The 13642-nt window shown below is 70.4% G+C and carries 12 protein-coding genes; 6 read left to right on the forward strand and 6 right to left on the reverse strand.

Annotated features, from left to right (window positions below; genetic code table 11):
• Nucleotides 1–173: 173 nt before the first annotated feature.
• Nucleotides 174–953, forward strand: coding sequence for an SDR family NAD(P)-dependent oxidoreductase (locus tag U8525_RS21075; RefSeq protein WP_374268076.1), 780 nt, complete (start codon nucleotides 174–176; stop codon nucleotides 951–953).
• A gap of 66 nt (nucleotides 954–1019) precedes the next feature.
• Nucleotides 1020–1898: an aldo/keto reductase gene (locus U8525_RS21080; protein ID WP_374268077.1), complete on the forward strand. Its 879-nt coding sequence runs from the start codon at nucleotides 1020–1022 to the stop codon at nucleotides 1896–1898.
• Nucleotides 1899–1965: 67 nt separating this feature from the next.
• On the opposite strand, the gene U8525_RS21085 is transcribed toward U8525_RS21080, so the two are convergent.
• From U8525_RS21085 to U8525_RS21095, 3 genes are all read right to left on the reverse strand, one after another.
• On the reverse strand, nucleotides 1966–2403 hold the full coding sequence (locus tag U8525_RS21085; RefSeq protein ID WP_374268078.1) for a hypothetical protein: 438 nt from the start codon (nucleotides 2401–2403) through the stop codon (nucleotides 1966–1968).
• Nucleotides 2376–3827, reverse strand: coding sequence for a GNAT family N-acetyltransferase (locus U8525_RS21090; protein WP_374268079.1), 1452 nt, complete (start codon nucleotides 3825–3827; stop codon nucleotides 2376–2378). Before U8525_RS21090 ends, U8525_RS21085 begins: the two co-directional genes overlap by 28 nt.
• Before the next feature lie 66 nt (nucleotides 3828–3893).
• On the reverse strand, nucleotides 3894–4490 hold the full coding sequence (locus U8525_RS21095; RefSeq protein WP_374268080.1) for a TetR/AcrR family transcriptional regulator: 597 nt from the start codon (nucleotides 4488–4490) through the stop codon (nucleotides 3894–3896).
• 106 nt (nucleotides 4491–4596) lie between these two features.
• Here U8525_RS21095 and U8525_RS21100 point away from each other — a divergent pair, with 106 nt between their 5' ends.
• Both U8525_RS21100 and U8525_RS21105 read left to right on the forward strand, forming a co-directional pair.
• Complete coding sequence (locus tag U8525_RS21100; protein ID WP_374268081.1) at nucleotides 4597–6201, forward strand: FAD-dependent oxidoreductase; 1605 nt, start codon at nucleotides 4597–4599, stop codon at nucleotides 6199–6201.
• Between the two features lie 55 nt (nucleotides 6202–6256).
• The gene (locus tag U8525_RS21105) at nucleotides 6257–7627 is read left to right on the forward strand and encodes a spondin domain-containing protein (protein WP_374268082.1); all 1371 of its coding nucleotides are present in this window, start codon (nucleotides 6257–6259) and stop codon (nucleotides 7625–7627) included.
• On the opposite strand, the gene U8525_RS21110 is transcribed toward U8525_RS21105, so the two are convergent.
• The 3 genes from U8525_RS21110 to U8525_RS21120 all read right to left on the reverse strand — a co-directional run bounded on the left by U8525_RS21110 (nucleotide 7608) and on the right by U8525_RS21120 (nucleotide 10416).
• On the reverse strand, nucleotides 7608–7820 hold the full coding sequence (locus U8525_RS21110) for a hypothetical protein (protein WP_374268083.1): 213 nt from the start codon (nucleotides 7818–7820) through the stop codon (nucleotides 7608–7610). The two genes, U8525_RS21105 and U8525_RS21110, sit on opposite strands and share 20 nt — an antisense overlap.
• 147 nt (nucleotides 7821–7967) lie before the next feature.
• Nucleotides 7968–9344, reverse strand: a complete 1377-nt coding sequence (locus U8525_RS21115) for a TerB family tellurite resistance protein (RefSeq protein ID WP_374268103.1) — start codon at nucleotides 9342–9344, stop codon at nucleotides 7968–7970.
• 211 nt (nucleotides 9345–9555) lie between these two features.
• On the reverse strand, nucleotides 9556–10416 hold the full coding sequence (locus U8525_RS21120; RefSeq protein WP_374268104.1) for a metal-dependent hydrolase: 861 nt from the start codon (nucleotides 10414–10416) through the stop codon (nucleotides 9556–9558).
• Nucleotides 10417–10628: 212 nt separating this feature from the next.
• Here U8525_RS21120 and U8525_RS21125 point away from each other — a divergent pair, with 212 nt between their 5' ends.
• Both U8525_RS21125 and U8525_RS21130 read left to right on the forward strand, forming a co-directional pair.
• Nucleotides 10629–12476: an HSP90 family protein gene (locus tag U8525_RS21125; RefSeq protein ID WP_374268105.1), complete on the forward strand. Its 1848-nt coding sequence runs from the start codon at nucleotides 10629–10631 to the stop codon at nucleotides 12474–12476.
• Nucleotides 12476–13585, forward strand: a complete 1110-nt coding sequence (locus tag U8525_RS21130) for a hypothetical protein (RefSeq protein WP_374268084.1) — start codon at nucleotides 12476–12478, stop codon at nucleotides 13583–13585. The genes U8525_RS21125 and U8525_RS21130 overlap by 1 nt, the downstream gene beginning before the upstream one ends.
• The last annotated feature ends 57 nt before the right edge of the window (nucleotides 13586–13642 follow it).

Consider the following 13642-nt stretch of genomic DNA (forward strand, 5'->3'; position numbering starts at 1 on the left):
CCGGGCCTTTGACTCCCGGGGCGCGCCGTCTTGCTTGCACGGCTGGCCGCCCCTCGTTACCCAGCGGCCGAGGGTGCGGTCCCGGCGACCTGCGCTTCGCGGCGGCAGTCGCCATCTCCAGCATTCAGTGCATGGGTGTCGGGCGCGCCCTCTTCACCTCTCCAGGAGCAGGCATGGCAGGCAGCCGAGGGACAGCGTTGGTGACGGGCACGTCCGCGGGAATTGGCGAGGTGTACGCGCGACGCCTGGCGGCGCTCGGGTATGACCTCGTCCTGGTCGCGCGGCGCGAGGAGCGGCTGAAGGCGCTGGCGGCGGAGCTGACGGCGGCGCATGGCAGCCGCGCGGAGGTGCTGCGGGCGGACCTCACGGTGCCCGTGGACCTCCAGCGGGTGGCCGGGCGCGCGGCGGGCGATGACCTCACCCTGCTCATCAACAACGCGGGCGTGGGCGGCTATGGCCCCTTCGCGGAGGTGGAGCCCGCGGCGCTGGAGGGGCTGGCGAACCTGCACATGATGGCGCCGATGCTGGCCACGCGCGCGGCGCTGCCCGGCATGCTGGCGCGAGGGAGGGGCGCGGTCATCAACGTCGCCTCCCTGCTCGCGTTCTCCGGCGCGATGCCGCCGGGTCCCCTGCCCTACCGGGCCACCTACGCGGGCGCGAAGGCGTTCCTCGTCCACTTCACGCGCACGCTCGCGGGCGAGTTGCGCGGCTCGCCGGTGGTGGCGCAGGTCGTCTGCCCGGGCATGACCTTCACCGAGTTCAACGGCGGCTATCCCGGCACCATGTCGCCCGAGGACGTCGTCACCGCGTCGCTCGTCGCGCTGGAGCGCGGGGAGACGGTCTGCGTCCCGGGGCTGGAGGCCGCGGAGGCGCTCGTGGCCCTGGAGCAGGCCGAAGCGGGGCTGCTGCGTGGGGCCACCCACAGCCTGGCCAGGCGGTACCGGGCGACCTGAGCCGCGGGAAACGCATTTCCCGCACATGCATCCAGTTGGGCATTCATCTGCACGGAGGAAGCACTCATGAGCGGAACCTCGACGCGACCCGCGGAGAAGAGCGGCACCTTCAAGCTGGGCGGGGACCTGCCCGTCCACCGGTTGGGCTACGGCGCGATGCAGCTCACCGGCCCGGGCATCTGGGGTCCGCCCAAGGACCGGGCGGAGGCGGTGCGCGTGCTGCGCCGTGCGCTGGAGCTGGGCGTGGACTTCATCGACACGGCGGACTCCTACGGCCCCTACTACAGCGAGGAGCTCATCGCGGAGGCCCTGCACCCCTACGCGAAGGGGGTGGTGGTGGCGACGAAGGCGGGCCTGGTGCGCACGGGGCCCAACGAGTGGCACCCGGTGGGCGCGCCCAAGTACCTGCGCCAGGAGCTGGAGATGTCGCTGCGCCGGCTGAAGCTGGAGCGCATCGACCTGTACCAGCTGCACCGCATCGACCCGAAGGTGCCGGTGGAGGAGTCGCTGGGTGAGCTGAAGGCGCTGCAGCAGGAGGGGAAGATCCGCCACATCGGCCTGTCGGAGGTGTCGGTGGCGGAGATCGAGCGGGCGCGCAAGGTGGTGGACATCGTGTCGGTGCAGAACCGCTACAACCTGACCGACCGCGTGCACGAGAAGGTGCTGGACTACTGCGAGAAGGAGAGCCTGGGCTTCATCCCATGGTTCCCGCTGGCGACGGGCGGTCTGGCGAGGCCGGGGAGCACGCTCGACTCCGTGGCGAAGAAGCACCACGCGACGCCCGCGCAGATTGCCCTCGCCTGGCTGCTGGCGCGCTCGCCGGTGATGCTGCCCATCCCGGGCACGTCCTCCGTGAAGCACCTGGAGGAGAACGTCGCGGGCGCGGAGGTGAAGCTCACCCAGGACGAGCTGGCCGCCGTGGACGCGCAGGCGTCCGGGCGCTGAACCATCACCTGGCTTCTCGCTTGAAGCACCCCATCGGCTCGTGGACGGATGGGGTGCTCGTGGAACTTCAGGTGGCGAGCGTCCGCCGGACGCGAATCTTCGTGAACGCGTACTCGCTCAGGTAGGCATAACTCTGAGGCGCGCGCAGCTCTGGAGAAATGTCCCCCAGCGGGAAGGGCCTCGCGAAGACGTGGACCTTTCCCACCTGGATCGCGACGCCGCCCTCGCATCGCGAGAAGTACCGGTCGTAGTCCTCCTTCAGGATGGCTCCCACTCGCGAGTAGCGGCGCCAGAGTTGCTCGGGAGGAGCCTCGTCGATTCCAGCGATGTCGAAGAAGCCGACGACCTGCTTCACCGGGCTGGAGGAGTAGACGACGACGTGTGAGACCTCCCGGCGGAAGGCGCGCTTGCGGAACTCAACGCGCTTGCTTCCCTCCAGGATGGGCGTTGCGTACCGGGGTTGGATGGGCAGCAGGACTACAGCCCGAGCCGCTGGCGAAGCCATTCGCGCCCTCCCTGCTGCACCGTGGTGATGGACTGCGGAGGGCCGTTGAGCACTCCATGGCGACCGAGATCACCCAGAGGAATGGGCTCCTTCAGGATGGCCGCTTGTCGGAAGAGGATGGCGAGCACTTCGCCATTCGAGCACAGTGCCTGAATGTCGCGAAGGGAGAAGACCGTCCGTTTCCCCACCGTGGCGGCGATCTCATCAACATCGCTGGACACCAGCGTCTGCTCCGCGACGCCCGCGACCGTCACAGCCTTCCGGGAATGGCTCAGATAGAAGAGCAAGGCCGCACCGGGCTCTATCTGCCGGATCAATGCCCGGCACAGGTACGCCTTGCGCAAGCCGTTCCCAAAGGGATGGATACCGGGCTCCAGTGACAACTGTGAATCAGCGTCCGGGAAGAGCAGGTGATGGAACCGGGGCTCGATGGGGATGATGAAGGACGGTACGTCGAACCTCATCGCGGGAGGTCCATGGCGCACGTGGAAGTCGAGTGGCGCCAGGGCTTCGGACGTGCCCTCTACTCTCATCCGCTTGACGAGGACGAGTTCACCTGACTCGGTCCGCCCTTCTACCTGGAAACCGAAGTCCTCGAACACGGCAATCAGCGCGCCCTGCCGCTCATAGGCCGTCACGTAGACGAACACGTGCCCGTTCTTCGAGACGTGCTCGAAGACGCTCTTGAGCAGAAGCTCGCCCAAGCGTCGTCCCTGATGCTCGGGTGCAACTTTGAACGTACAGAGCTTCAGGGTACGTCCCTTGAAGTCCAGGACGCCATCCTCCTCCTTGATGAGGCACAGCGCGGCCAGATGCCGCCCCTGCCCCCGCACCACCCAGCATCGCCGGTGTTCCATCTGGCATCTGCGGAACCATGTGTCGAATGGGGGGTAGTCTCCTCGGAGGCTGTCGAAGAAAGGATCGTCCGCGTCGACGTCATGCGCGAACGTGAACTCCACTGCGGGGGGAGGCCGGGTGAACTGTTCCCGCAAGCTCTGCAACATCGCGAGGGCTTCGCCGACTGTGACAACGCGTTCCTTCAGCCCGATGCGCTTCGCCTTCCGGTGGATGCGGAGGTCTTCAGTCACCAGGACACCTGCGGCGTTGGAGCGCACGGCCGCGAGCAACTGGTGGTCCACCCAGTCGTTCGAGTGGAGTTCAGGACTCCCCAGGATTTCGTTCCAGTTGGCGGGAACGGGGGGCGGCGCGGGAAGTGGGAGGTATTTTCCGAGCAACAACTCACGAAGCTGGCGTCGCCCTTCATCGCGGTCGCGCTCGACATCTACCTTCATGGCTGGATGGATGAAGAGTTGATAACCTGCCTCTTCAATGGCTCGCACCAGTCGGGTTGCGGGTTCCGTCAACGCCTCGACCTGCTCGGGCGACGTGGGCTCCAGCGGAATCAAGACATTCGTGTCGATCAAGAGCTTCGTGACATCCCCCTCACTGCTGTCATGAGGCGTGAAGACTACTCACGCGTCTGACACTCGTCACCTCCGCTTCACGTAGCGCAGGAGGAGCGTTACCAGCTCCTCCTGGAGCAGCCCCTGGGACAGGGACTCGGGGCGCTCCACCACCGCGCGGTGGATGACCGCGTGGGACACGGTGTCGATGAGCCACAGTGCCAGCTCCGGGTCCGGCACGTCCGTGCGAAACTGGCGCAGGGCCTCCAGCATGGGCGCGTCCTCCGAGTCCCACTTCCTCGCCGGACGCGCGGGCAGCTCCTCCGTCAATGCGTGGTGCAGCTTCGGATTCACCGCGTGCGCCGCGAAGCCCAGCGCCACCAATGTCCGGATGAGCTCCTCCAACGTGTCGAACTTCCGCGTCGCCAGCACCTCTCGCGCGGCGGCGCGCTGCTCCTTCACGTGCCGGCGCGACACCTCCGCCAACAGCGCCTCCTTGTTGGGGAAGAACTGGTACAGCGATGCCACGTTGACGCCTGCCCGCTCCGCGATGCGGTTCGTCGTCAGCTTCGCGGAGCCGTCCCGCACCAGAATGTCAGCAGTCGCCTGGACCAACGCGTCCACCGTGGCTCGCGAGCGCTCCTGCGTGGGCAACTTCCGAGGGGAAAGCTTCGCGCGCGGCATGCCGGGCTCCTGGGACGGGAACACAAGCTGACAACATAAGCACTCCCTTACATTCTTGTCTCCGTCGCTCCCGGGCCACCAGCGCCCCCGCGACAGGAGACCCTCCATGTTCCATGCCTTCCTGCCGGTGCTCGTCATCGGCGCCGGCCCCACCGGCCTGACGCTCGCTTGCGACCTCGCCCGTCGGGGCATCCGCGTTCGCATCGTGGACGCGGCTCCACGCCCCTTCCCCGGCTCTCGTGGCAAGGGGCTCTCGCCTCGCACGCTGGAGGTGCTGGACGACCTGGGCGTGCTGGAGGCCGTGCTCGCCGCGGGCAGTGCCTATCCCCGCCTCCGCCTCCACTGGCGACGCTTCGTCGTGGGGCGCTGGACCATGATGCCCCCTCGCGCCTCGACCCCGGACGTGCCCCACGCCAATCCCTGGCTCGTGCCCCAGGCCCGCACCGAGGGCATCCTGCGCGAACGGCTGGCGTCGCTGGGCGTCACGGTGGAGTTCGGCACCACCCTCACCGGCTTCACCCAGGACGACACCTGCGTCACCGCCACCCTCACCCGTGACGGCGTGGAGGAGGCGGTCCGTGCGGAGTACCTCGTCGGCGCGGATGGCGGGCACAGCCGCGTGCGCAAGGAGCTGGGCCTGACCTTCCACGGCGTCACCCTCGAAGAGGAGCGCATGGTCGTAGGTGACGTGCGCGTGGACGGCCTGGAGCGCACGCACTGGCACGTGTGGCCCTTCGCGAAGGGCGGCATGGTGGCGCTGTGCCCGCTGCCCGGCACGGACCGCTTCCAGCTCGCCCTCCAGGTGAAGCCCGGCGACCCCCTCCCGGAGCTCACCGAGGCCGCGCTCCACCAGCGCCTCCAGGAAGGCGCCCGCCCTGGCGCGAGGCTGCGCCTGCACGACGCAAGCTGGCTGTCCGTGTACCGCCCCAACGTGCGCATGGCGAATCGCTACCGCGTGGGCCGCGTCTTCATCGCCGGCGACGCCGCGCACGTGCACCCGCCCACCGGAGGCCAGGGGCTCAACACCGGCGTGCAGGACGCCTACAACCTGGGCTGGAAGCTGGGCCACGTGCTCCAGGGCGCGGCCCCCGCCCTGCTCGACACCTACGAGGCGGAGCGGTTGCCCATCGCGGCGTGGGTGCTGGGGCTGTCCTCGAAGCTGTTCGACGGCATGCGACAGGGGCGCATGAAGGCCATGCGCCGCGGCGACGAGCTGCTACAGCTGGGCTTGAGCTATCGCGGCGACCCGCTCGCGCCGGAGGTCCCCGGCGATACGGCCCGCGTGCAGGCGGGAGACCGCGCCCCGGACGCGCCCTGCGTGGATGCTCACGGCAAACCTGTCCGACTGTCGGACAGGTTTCGCGGCCCCCACTGGACGCTGCTCGCCTTTGGACCCGTGCACTCGGAGGTCGAGGCGTGGGCCCGCGACTCCGTGCGCGTCGTCCACGTCCTCGGCAAGGGCGCGGCCCCCCTCTCCGACGCCATGCTCGACATGGATGGCCACGCGCACCGCGCCTACGACGTGGCTCCGGGCAGAACCGCGCTCATCCTGGTGCGCCCGGACGGCTACGTGGGACACGCGTCCCGGCCCGGCAACCTCGCGGCGCTGACGGCGTTCCTCACGCCGCTCCTGCCTCGCGCCCACGCACGGCCCCCCTCCGCGCACGCGGAGGCCGCGCCAGACGTCACCGCCAGGCGCCCCACCGTGTAGAGGGCGGCACGCCGCAGGGCTTCGCATTTGCACGAAGCCCGGGGAGACTCCTCCCATGTCCATCCGCTCCTTCCGTGGTAGCGCCGCCTGCGCCGCGCTGGGCCTGTTCACCCTGTCCGCCTGCGGCTCCGGCGACGACACCGACCCGTCCTCCCGGCGCTTCCGCGTGCGCATCGAGAACGTGGCGCCCTTCCAGAACTTCAAGTCCGGCCGGTTCGACACGAAGGTGAGCGGCACCTCGCCGGGCCCGCTCGCTCCGGGCGACAGCTACGAGTTCAGCTTCACCGCGGGCCTCACCCACCGGCTCTCCTTCGCCACCATGTTCGCGGCGTCCAACGACTGGTTCTTCGGCACGGAGCCCCGAGGCCTCCCCCTCTACTCCGTCGACGGCCAGCCGCTGAGCGGCGACATCACCTCGCAGGTCATCCTCTGGGACGCGGGCACGGAGGTGGACGAAGAACCCGCGGTGGGCGCGCACACCGGCCCGAAGCAGGCGACCGCCACGGACGGCCCGGGCCCCAAGGACTTCACGCCCCAGGTGCGACGCGTGGGCGCGCGCCCCGTGCTCAGCAGCGGCCAGACGTTCAACCTGCCCCCGCTCGCGTCGATGATCCGCGTGCAGGTGGCCCACGACGCGGCCACGCACCGCTTCACGGTGCGCATCAGCAACGTCTCCGACGACCTCAGCACCCTCAGCACCTCCGAGGGCATCAAGCCCGTCCGCATCTCCCCGGGCGTCTGGGTGGTGGGCGCGGGCAACGAGCCCCTCTTCACCGAGGGCCAGGAGGACCGGGGCCAGGGCCTGGAGGCGCTCGCGGAGACCGGAGACGCCACCGCGCTCCACGCGTGGCTCACGCCGCGCAATGGCGTGGCCACGCCGCTGTCCCCGGGCATCTTCGCCGTGCACAACGCCGCCGCGCCGATCTTCACGGAGGGCGCGGTGGACCGGGGTCAGGGGTTGGAGGCGCTCGCGGAGACGGGCGACACCGCCCGGCTGGCCAGCGCGCTCGCCTCGACGCCGCCCACCGGCGTGAGCGCGTCGGGCATCTTCACCACGCCCGTGGACGCGTCCACGCCCGGCCCCCTCCTGCCGGGCCACGCCTACGAGTTCACCGTGACCGCGCGCCCCGCGGACCGGCTGTCCTTCGCGACCATGTTCGGCCAGTCCAATGACTGGTTCTTCGGCACCGACGAGCAGGGCATCGCGCTGTTCGACAAGACCCACTCCCCGGTGACGGGCGACGTCACGTCCAAGGTGTACCTGTGGGACGTGGGCACGGAGCTGGACGAGGAGCCCGCCGTGGGCCCCCACCAGGGCGCCCCCGACTGGACCGTGGACACCGACAAGACCGTGCGTCGCGTGCCCCCCTCGCGCTACGGCACGCCCCTGTCCCAGCACCTCCGCGTCACCTTCTCGGTGGAGTAGGCCCCTCCGCTCGGTCCACCGTGAAGACGAGGTCCGTGAAGGACGGGCTGGAGGCCGAGGCGTCCCTGCACCCGGCGCCGCCCACGGGGTGCGCGCCCATGTCGAAGAGGGCCTGCACGCCGCGGGTCCCCGGGATGGGAATCACCGCCTCCAGCGCGGAGCCCGAAGGCGCGGTCAGGGCGCGCGCCTTCACCGGCGCGGCCCCCGCGACGGCGCTCCCTACCGCTTCAGCCCGCGCAGGCGTGTGCCCCTTTCGAGCAGGAGCCCGGGCGCATCCACTCGGCCCCCCGAGGGACACGCGCGGTGACGCTTGGGTGGGCTCCCCGAAGCGCGGGGTGGTTCAGACGGCCTCGCGCTCCAGCGTGTCCTCGTCGTCGGAGTCCACCGCGGGCCCGTCCTGGAAGCTGCTGGGCAGCAGGCTGAAGGGCAGCACCTTCGCCAGCGCCGCCAGCAGCAGGATGCCGCCCGGCGCGGCGAAGATGGCCAGCGCGGGGATGGCCTTCGCCACGTCGATGAGCTGGGCGCGCATGCGCTGGCGCTCGTCGCCGGTGAGCTTCTGGCGCCGCGCCGCCTTGGTGAGCAGCACCGCCAGGTCGCCCGTCTCACGCGCCTCCTGCATGAGCCGGTGGAAGTTCTTCTCCAGCGTCTCCTGCATGCCGCCCATGAGCTCCTCGCCCATGGCGCCCGCCGCGTCCGACACGGTGAAGACATCCACCAGCGAGCGGTGCCGCGCGTAGAACTCCGCCATCTCCAACTCCAGACGGCGCAGCTCCGCGTGGGGCACGTGCAGCGCGCCCGCCAGCGTGTCGATGAAGGCCCGCTCCCGCCGCGTGCGCCGGCCGTCCACCAGCGCCGCCAGCAGCGCCTGCTCCAGCAGCAGGTGGCGCATGTCCACGCTGCGCACGCGGCGCACCACGTCCCGCACGTCTCGCTTGCGCTCGAAGGACTGGCGCACCGCGGCCTTCACCTCGGACTCCAGCGCGTGGGGCAGCTTCAGCCCCTCCACCTGCCGGAGGATGGCGCGGCGCGCGGGCGGGCTGGGCTCGCGGTCCACGCACGCGAGCGCGGTGAGCACGTCCACCAGCAGCGCCTTCTGTTTCGCCGCGAAGTCCCGCCGCCGCTCCGCCATCGCGCGCGACAGGCGCCCGGACGCGAACAGGTCTATGGCCTGCCGGAAGAAGAGCTGCGCGTCCGCGTACTGCGCGCCGTTGTGCAGCACCAGCCCGTACACGGGGTCTCCGGCCAGCGACGGCGCCCGCTTGTCGAGCGCGTCCTCCACCCGGCCCACCATCCGCCGGGGCACCGGCAACCCCGCCGCGAGCCGCGCGTCCAGCGCCATGGCCAGATCCAGCTCCCCCGCCAGCACCGCGAAGAGCACCAGCAGCTGCTCCACCCGAGGGCCCGCTGGCGCCTCCATCACCCGCGCCAGGTCCAGCGCCATGCGCGCCAGCGTGCGCACCACGGCGTGGAACAGCTCGTCCTCCACCGCCCGCGCCGGGACGTCCGCGGGCTCGCCGTCCACCGGCGGAGGCAGCGGCACGGGCGTGCCGTAGACGAGCCCCGAGGCCCGCAGCGTGCGACGCAGGAAGGCGCGGCCCCGGGCACGACCGGAAGCGGCGTCCGGGAGCGGCGTCGGGACGGGCGCGGGGGAGCGCGCGTGCGCGGCGACCACGTCCGCCAGGAGCGTGGCCAGCCAGGTCCCCCTTCCAAAAACCATCACCGACACCGGTACACCCCTCGAGCGCGCGCGGCCGGAGCTTCCCTCTCGGGCGCGCTGAGGCGGGGAATAACCCAGTCGCTTCCGGGATGCCACCCGGCCTCCGTCCCCCGGTGGCGGCAGGCAACCGCTGCTGATGGGTGGCGGAAAAAACAGCGCGCCCGTCCACCCAGGGCGGACGGGCGCGAGGCGGGCGAGCCGCGGGGAAGGCCTACAGCGGGGTGGCCTTGCCTGGCTCCAGGGCGAGCACCTTGGTGGTGGCCCGGGTCTTCTTCAGCTCGGTGGTGAGCGCGTCCGGGGTGCCGGCCAGGGCGGGGAAGGTGCCGTAGTGCATGGGCACCACGGTCTTCACCTTCAGCAGCTTCGCGGCGACAGCGGCCTGCGGCGGGTCCATGGTGAAGTGGCCGCCGATGGGCAGCATGGCCACGGTGGGCTTGAACTGCTCCGCGATGAGGCCCATGGACTGGAACGCCCCGGTGTCACCGGCGTGGTACAGCGTGGGGCCGTTGGCGATCTCAATGACGAAGCCCAGCGGCGCACCGGCGTACTGCGACGCGCTCTTCGGGTCCGCCTGGTAGCTGCTGGAGTGCACCGCCTCCACCAGGTGGATGGTGGCGTCCTTCACCGTGAACGTCCCGCCCGCGTTGGCGCCCACGCCCTGCGCCTCCGGCAGGCCCAGGAGGTTCACCAGCTCGAAGGAGCCGTACACCTTGGCGTTGGTCTTCTGGGCCAGGGCCTTCGTCTCGCCCACGTGGTCGAAGTGGCCGTGGGACACGAGGATGGCGTCCACCGCCTCCGGCCAGGTGGCGCCCTGCGGCGCCTTGGGGTTGGTGAGCCACGGGTCGATGGCGATGGTCGCGCCGCCCGGCGTCTTCACCACGAACGCGGCGTGGCCCCACCACGTCACCTCCGTCTTGCCCGCCGTGGCCACCGCCTTGCCCGCCGCCGCCTTCACGGCCGCCTTGGCATCGGCCTTGGGCGCCGCCGGCGTCGTCGGCGTGCCCTGCGCGAAGGCCGCGCCCGCGACACCCAGCACCGCGCCCACCACCACTGCCTTCAGCTTGTTGCCCATCGTTGTCCGCTCCAGGAGGAAGGAAAGAGACGACATGTCGCCGTGCCACCCCGAGGCGCCACACGGCCGGGGCGCCACATACCACCCCGCCAGGGAGGCGGAAGGGGGCTGGCGCGTCCGGCTGCCCGGGAGAGGACACAGAGGCCTTCATCCACCCACGGCGGGGGTTTGTGGCCCCGGGGAGGATGCAGCGCGCTACGCTCGACGGCCGCGTGGACCATCGATTCCAAGTCAGCCTCCGTGGGGTCATCGACCTCCTGTCCCACCACCTGTACAGCTCGCCCGGGGTCTACGTGCGGGAGCTGCTCCAGAACGCCACGGACGCCATCCGCGCCCGCCAGCTGCTGGAGCCCCAGGCCCGGGGCGCGGTGGGGCTGGAGCTGCGGGAGAAGCAGGACGGCGGGCCGCCCACCCTGCTCTTCACGGACGAGGGCGTGGGGCTGACGGAGGAGGAGATCCACCGCTTCCTGGCCACGATTGGCGAGTCCTCCAAGCGCGAGCAGTTGGAGGCGCGCCGCAACGACTTCATCGGGCAGTTCGGCATCGGCCTCCTGTCGTGCTTCATGGTGTGCGACGAGCTGCTGGTGGTGACGCGCTCCGCGAAGGGGGACGGGCGGACGCTGGAGTGGCGCGGCCGGCACGACGGTACCTATGGGGTGCGCGTCTCCGAGCACCCGCTGGACGCCCCCGGCACGCACGTCTACCTGGTCGCTCGCCCGGACATGGCGGAGTGGTTCGCGCCGGAGCGGGTGCGCCAGCTGGCGAAGCACTACGGCGGCCTGCTGCCCTTTCCCGTGCGGCTCACGGTGGAGGGGCAGACGGAGACGCTCAACCCGGACGGCCCGCCCTGGCGCCGCTTCTACGAGACGGCCAGCGACAAGCGGCAGGCGCTGCTTACGTACGGGCGCGAGGTGTTCGGCACGGACTTCCTGGATGTGATCCCGCTGCGCTCGGAGGCGGGGGACGTGGACGGCGTGGCGTATGTGTTGCCGGCGTCGCCGCACTTCAATGCCAGACAGAAGCACCGCGTGTACCTGAAGCAGATGCTGCTGTCGGAGAGCGCTGAGAACCTGTTGCCGGAGTGGGCGTTCTTCGTGAAGTGCGTGGTGAACGCGAACGGGCTGAGGCCCACCGCGAGCCGCGAGTCCTTCTACGAGGACACGGTGCTCTCGAAGGCACGCGAGGCCCTCGGGCAGTCCCTGCGCGGGTACCTGATGGACCTGGCGCACGAAGACCCTCGGGCGCTCCAGCGGTTGATCTCGCTGCACGGGCTGTCGGTGAAGGGCCTCGCGCTGGACGACGATGACTTCTACCGGCTGGTCATCCACTGGCTGCCGTTCGAGACGTCGCTCGGGGTGATGACGCTGGCGGACTACCGGCGGTCGTGGCCGGTGGTGCGCTACACACCGACGCTGGATGGGTTCCGGCAGGTGGCGCGGGTGGCGGGGGCGCAGGGGCTGTGCGTGCTGAACGCGGCGTACACGCACGACACGGCGTTGCTGGAGAAGCTGCCGCACGTGGTGCCGGAGACGCAGGTGGCGCCGTTCTCGTCGGCGGACCTGCCGCAGAGCTTCGAGGAGCTGACGCTCGACGAGCGCGAGGCCGTCTATCCCCTGCTGCGCCTCGCGGAGCGCGTGCTGGCGCCGTTCCGCTGCGGGGTGGAGGTGAAGAAGTTCTTCCCGGCGGAGGTGCCCACGCTCTACAGCTCGGACGCGGAAGGGGCGTTCCGGCGGGACGCGGAGCGGGCACGGGAGGAGTCGGACGACCTGTACGCGGGCGTGCTGGACGGGGTGCTGGCGGGTGCGGGTGGCCAGGACCGGGCGCTGCTCTGCCTCAACCTGCACAACCCGGTGGTGCGCCGGCTGGCGGAGGTGGAGGGGCGGGAGTTGCTGAAGCTGTCGGTCGAGATGCTCTACGTGCAGGCGCTGCTGCTGGGGCAGCACCCGCTGAACGCGCAGGAGATGGCGTTGCTCAACCATGGACTGCTGGGGCTCATCTCCGCGCGGCTGGATGAAGGTGGCGGGTCGTCCGGTCCGGGCTCGCGGGGGGGAATGCACTGATGGCGGACTGGCAGCAGCAGGTGGAGGCGTTGCGCGCGCAGGCGGACGCGCTGCCGGAAGGTGACGCGAAGGTGCGCGCGCTGGAGGAGGCGGTGCGGCTGGTGGACGTGCACGGCGACGTGGCGCTGGGGTACGAGTTGCGGGACGCGCTCATCGACGCGGCGACGTTCGGGGGGTATCCGGACAAGGCGCTGGTGGCGTTCGCGTGGTGCCGGGGGCAGCAGAAGAAGGACCCGCAGCGGTTCGACCCGGAGGACATGCTGTGGAAGCAGAAGTGGGTGGTGGGCCGGCTGGACGAGTTCCCGCACATCAGCCGCAAGCAGATCGCCGACGCGCTGGATGACGTGGAGCAGAGCTTCGCGAAGCTGGACGCGGGCAAGCGCGCCGCGCTGAAGCTGCGCTACCAGATGGCCCGGGACATGGGGGACACGGCGGAGGCGGAGCGCCTGTGGGAGGCGTGGCTCGTCACACCCAGGGACCACCTGACGGACTGCCGCGTCTGCGAATTGGATGACGAGCTGGACCACCACGTGGACAAGGGCGAGTGGGAGCAGGCCATCCGGAAGGCGAAGCCCATCCTGGACGGGAGGCAGTCCTGCGCGGAGATCCCGCACCTGACGCTGGGCACGCTGCTGTATCCGTTCTTCAAGCTGGAGCGGATGAAGGAAGCCAGGGACTGCCACCTGCGCGGCTACGCGATGGTCGCGAAGAACCGCGAGTTCCTCTCCACGGTGGGAGAGCACCTGGAGTTCCTGGCGCTGACGGGCAACCTGTCGAGGGGGCTGACGCTGCTGGAGAAGCACCTGGGGTGGGCGCTGGAGCACTCCAGCTACCGGGACCGGTTCACCTTCTACACGGCGGCGGCGTTCCTGCTGGGACAGGTGGCGGCGGACGGCCGGGATGAGGTGAGTCTGCGATTGCCGCGCGCGTTCCCGCTGCACGCGGTGGACGGGGGGTACGGGACGCGGGCGCTGAAGGACTGGCTGGAGTCCCAGGCGCGCGACATCGCGGCGCGGTTCGACGCGAGGAATGGGACGAAGCGGTTCTCGGACCTGCTGGCGCGCAATGAGGTGCTGGCGAAGGAAGCGCGGTTGTTTCCGTTGGATTGAGCAGAACGTATCGAGAGAAGGGACCGCATGAAGGGCTGGAACCGGCTGCTGTTCACC

This window comes from Corallococcus sp. RDP092CA, from assembly GCF_041903675.1.
GTDB lineage: Bacteria > Myxococcota > Myxococcia > Myxococcales > Myxococcaceae > Corallococcus.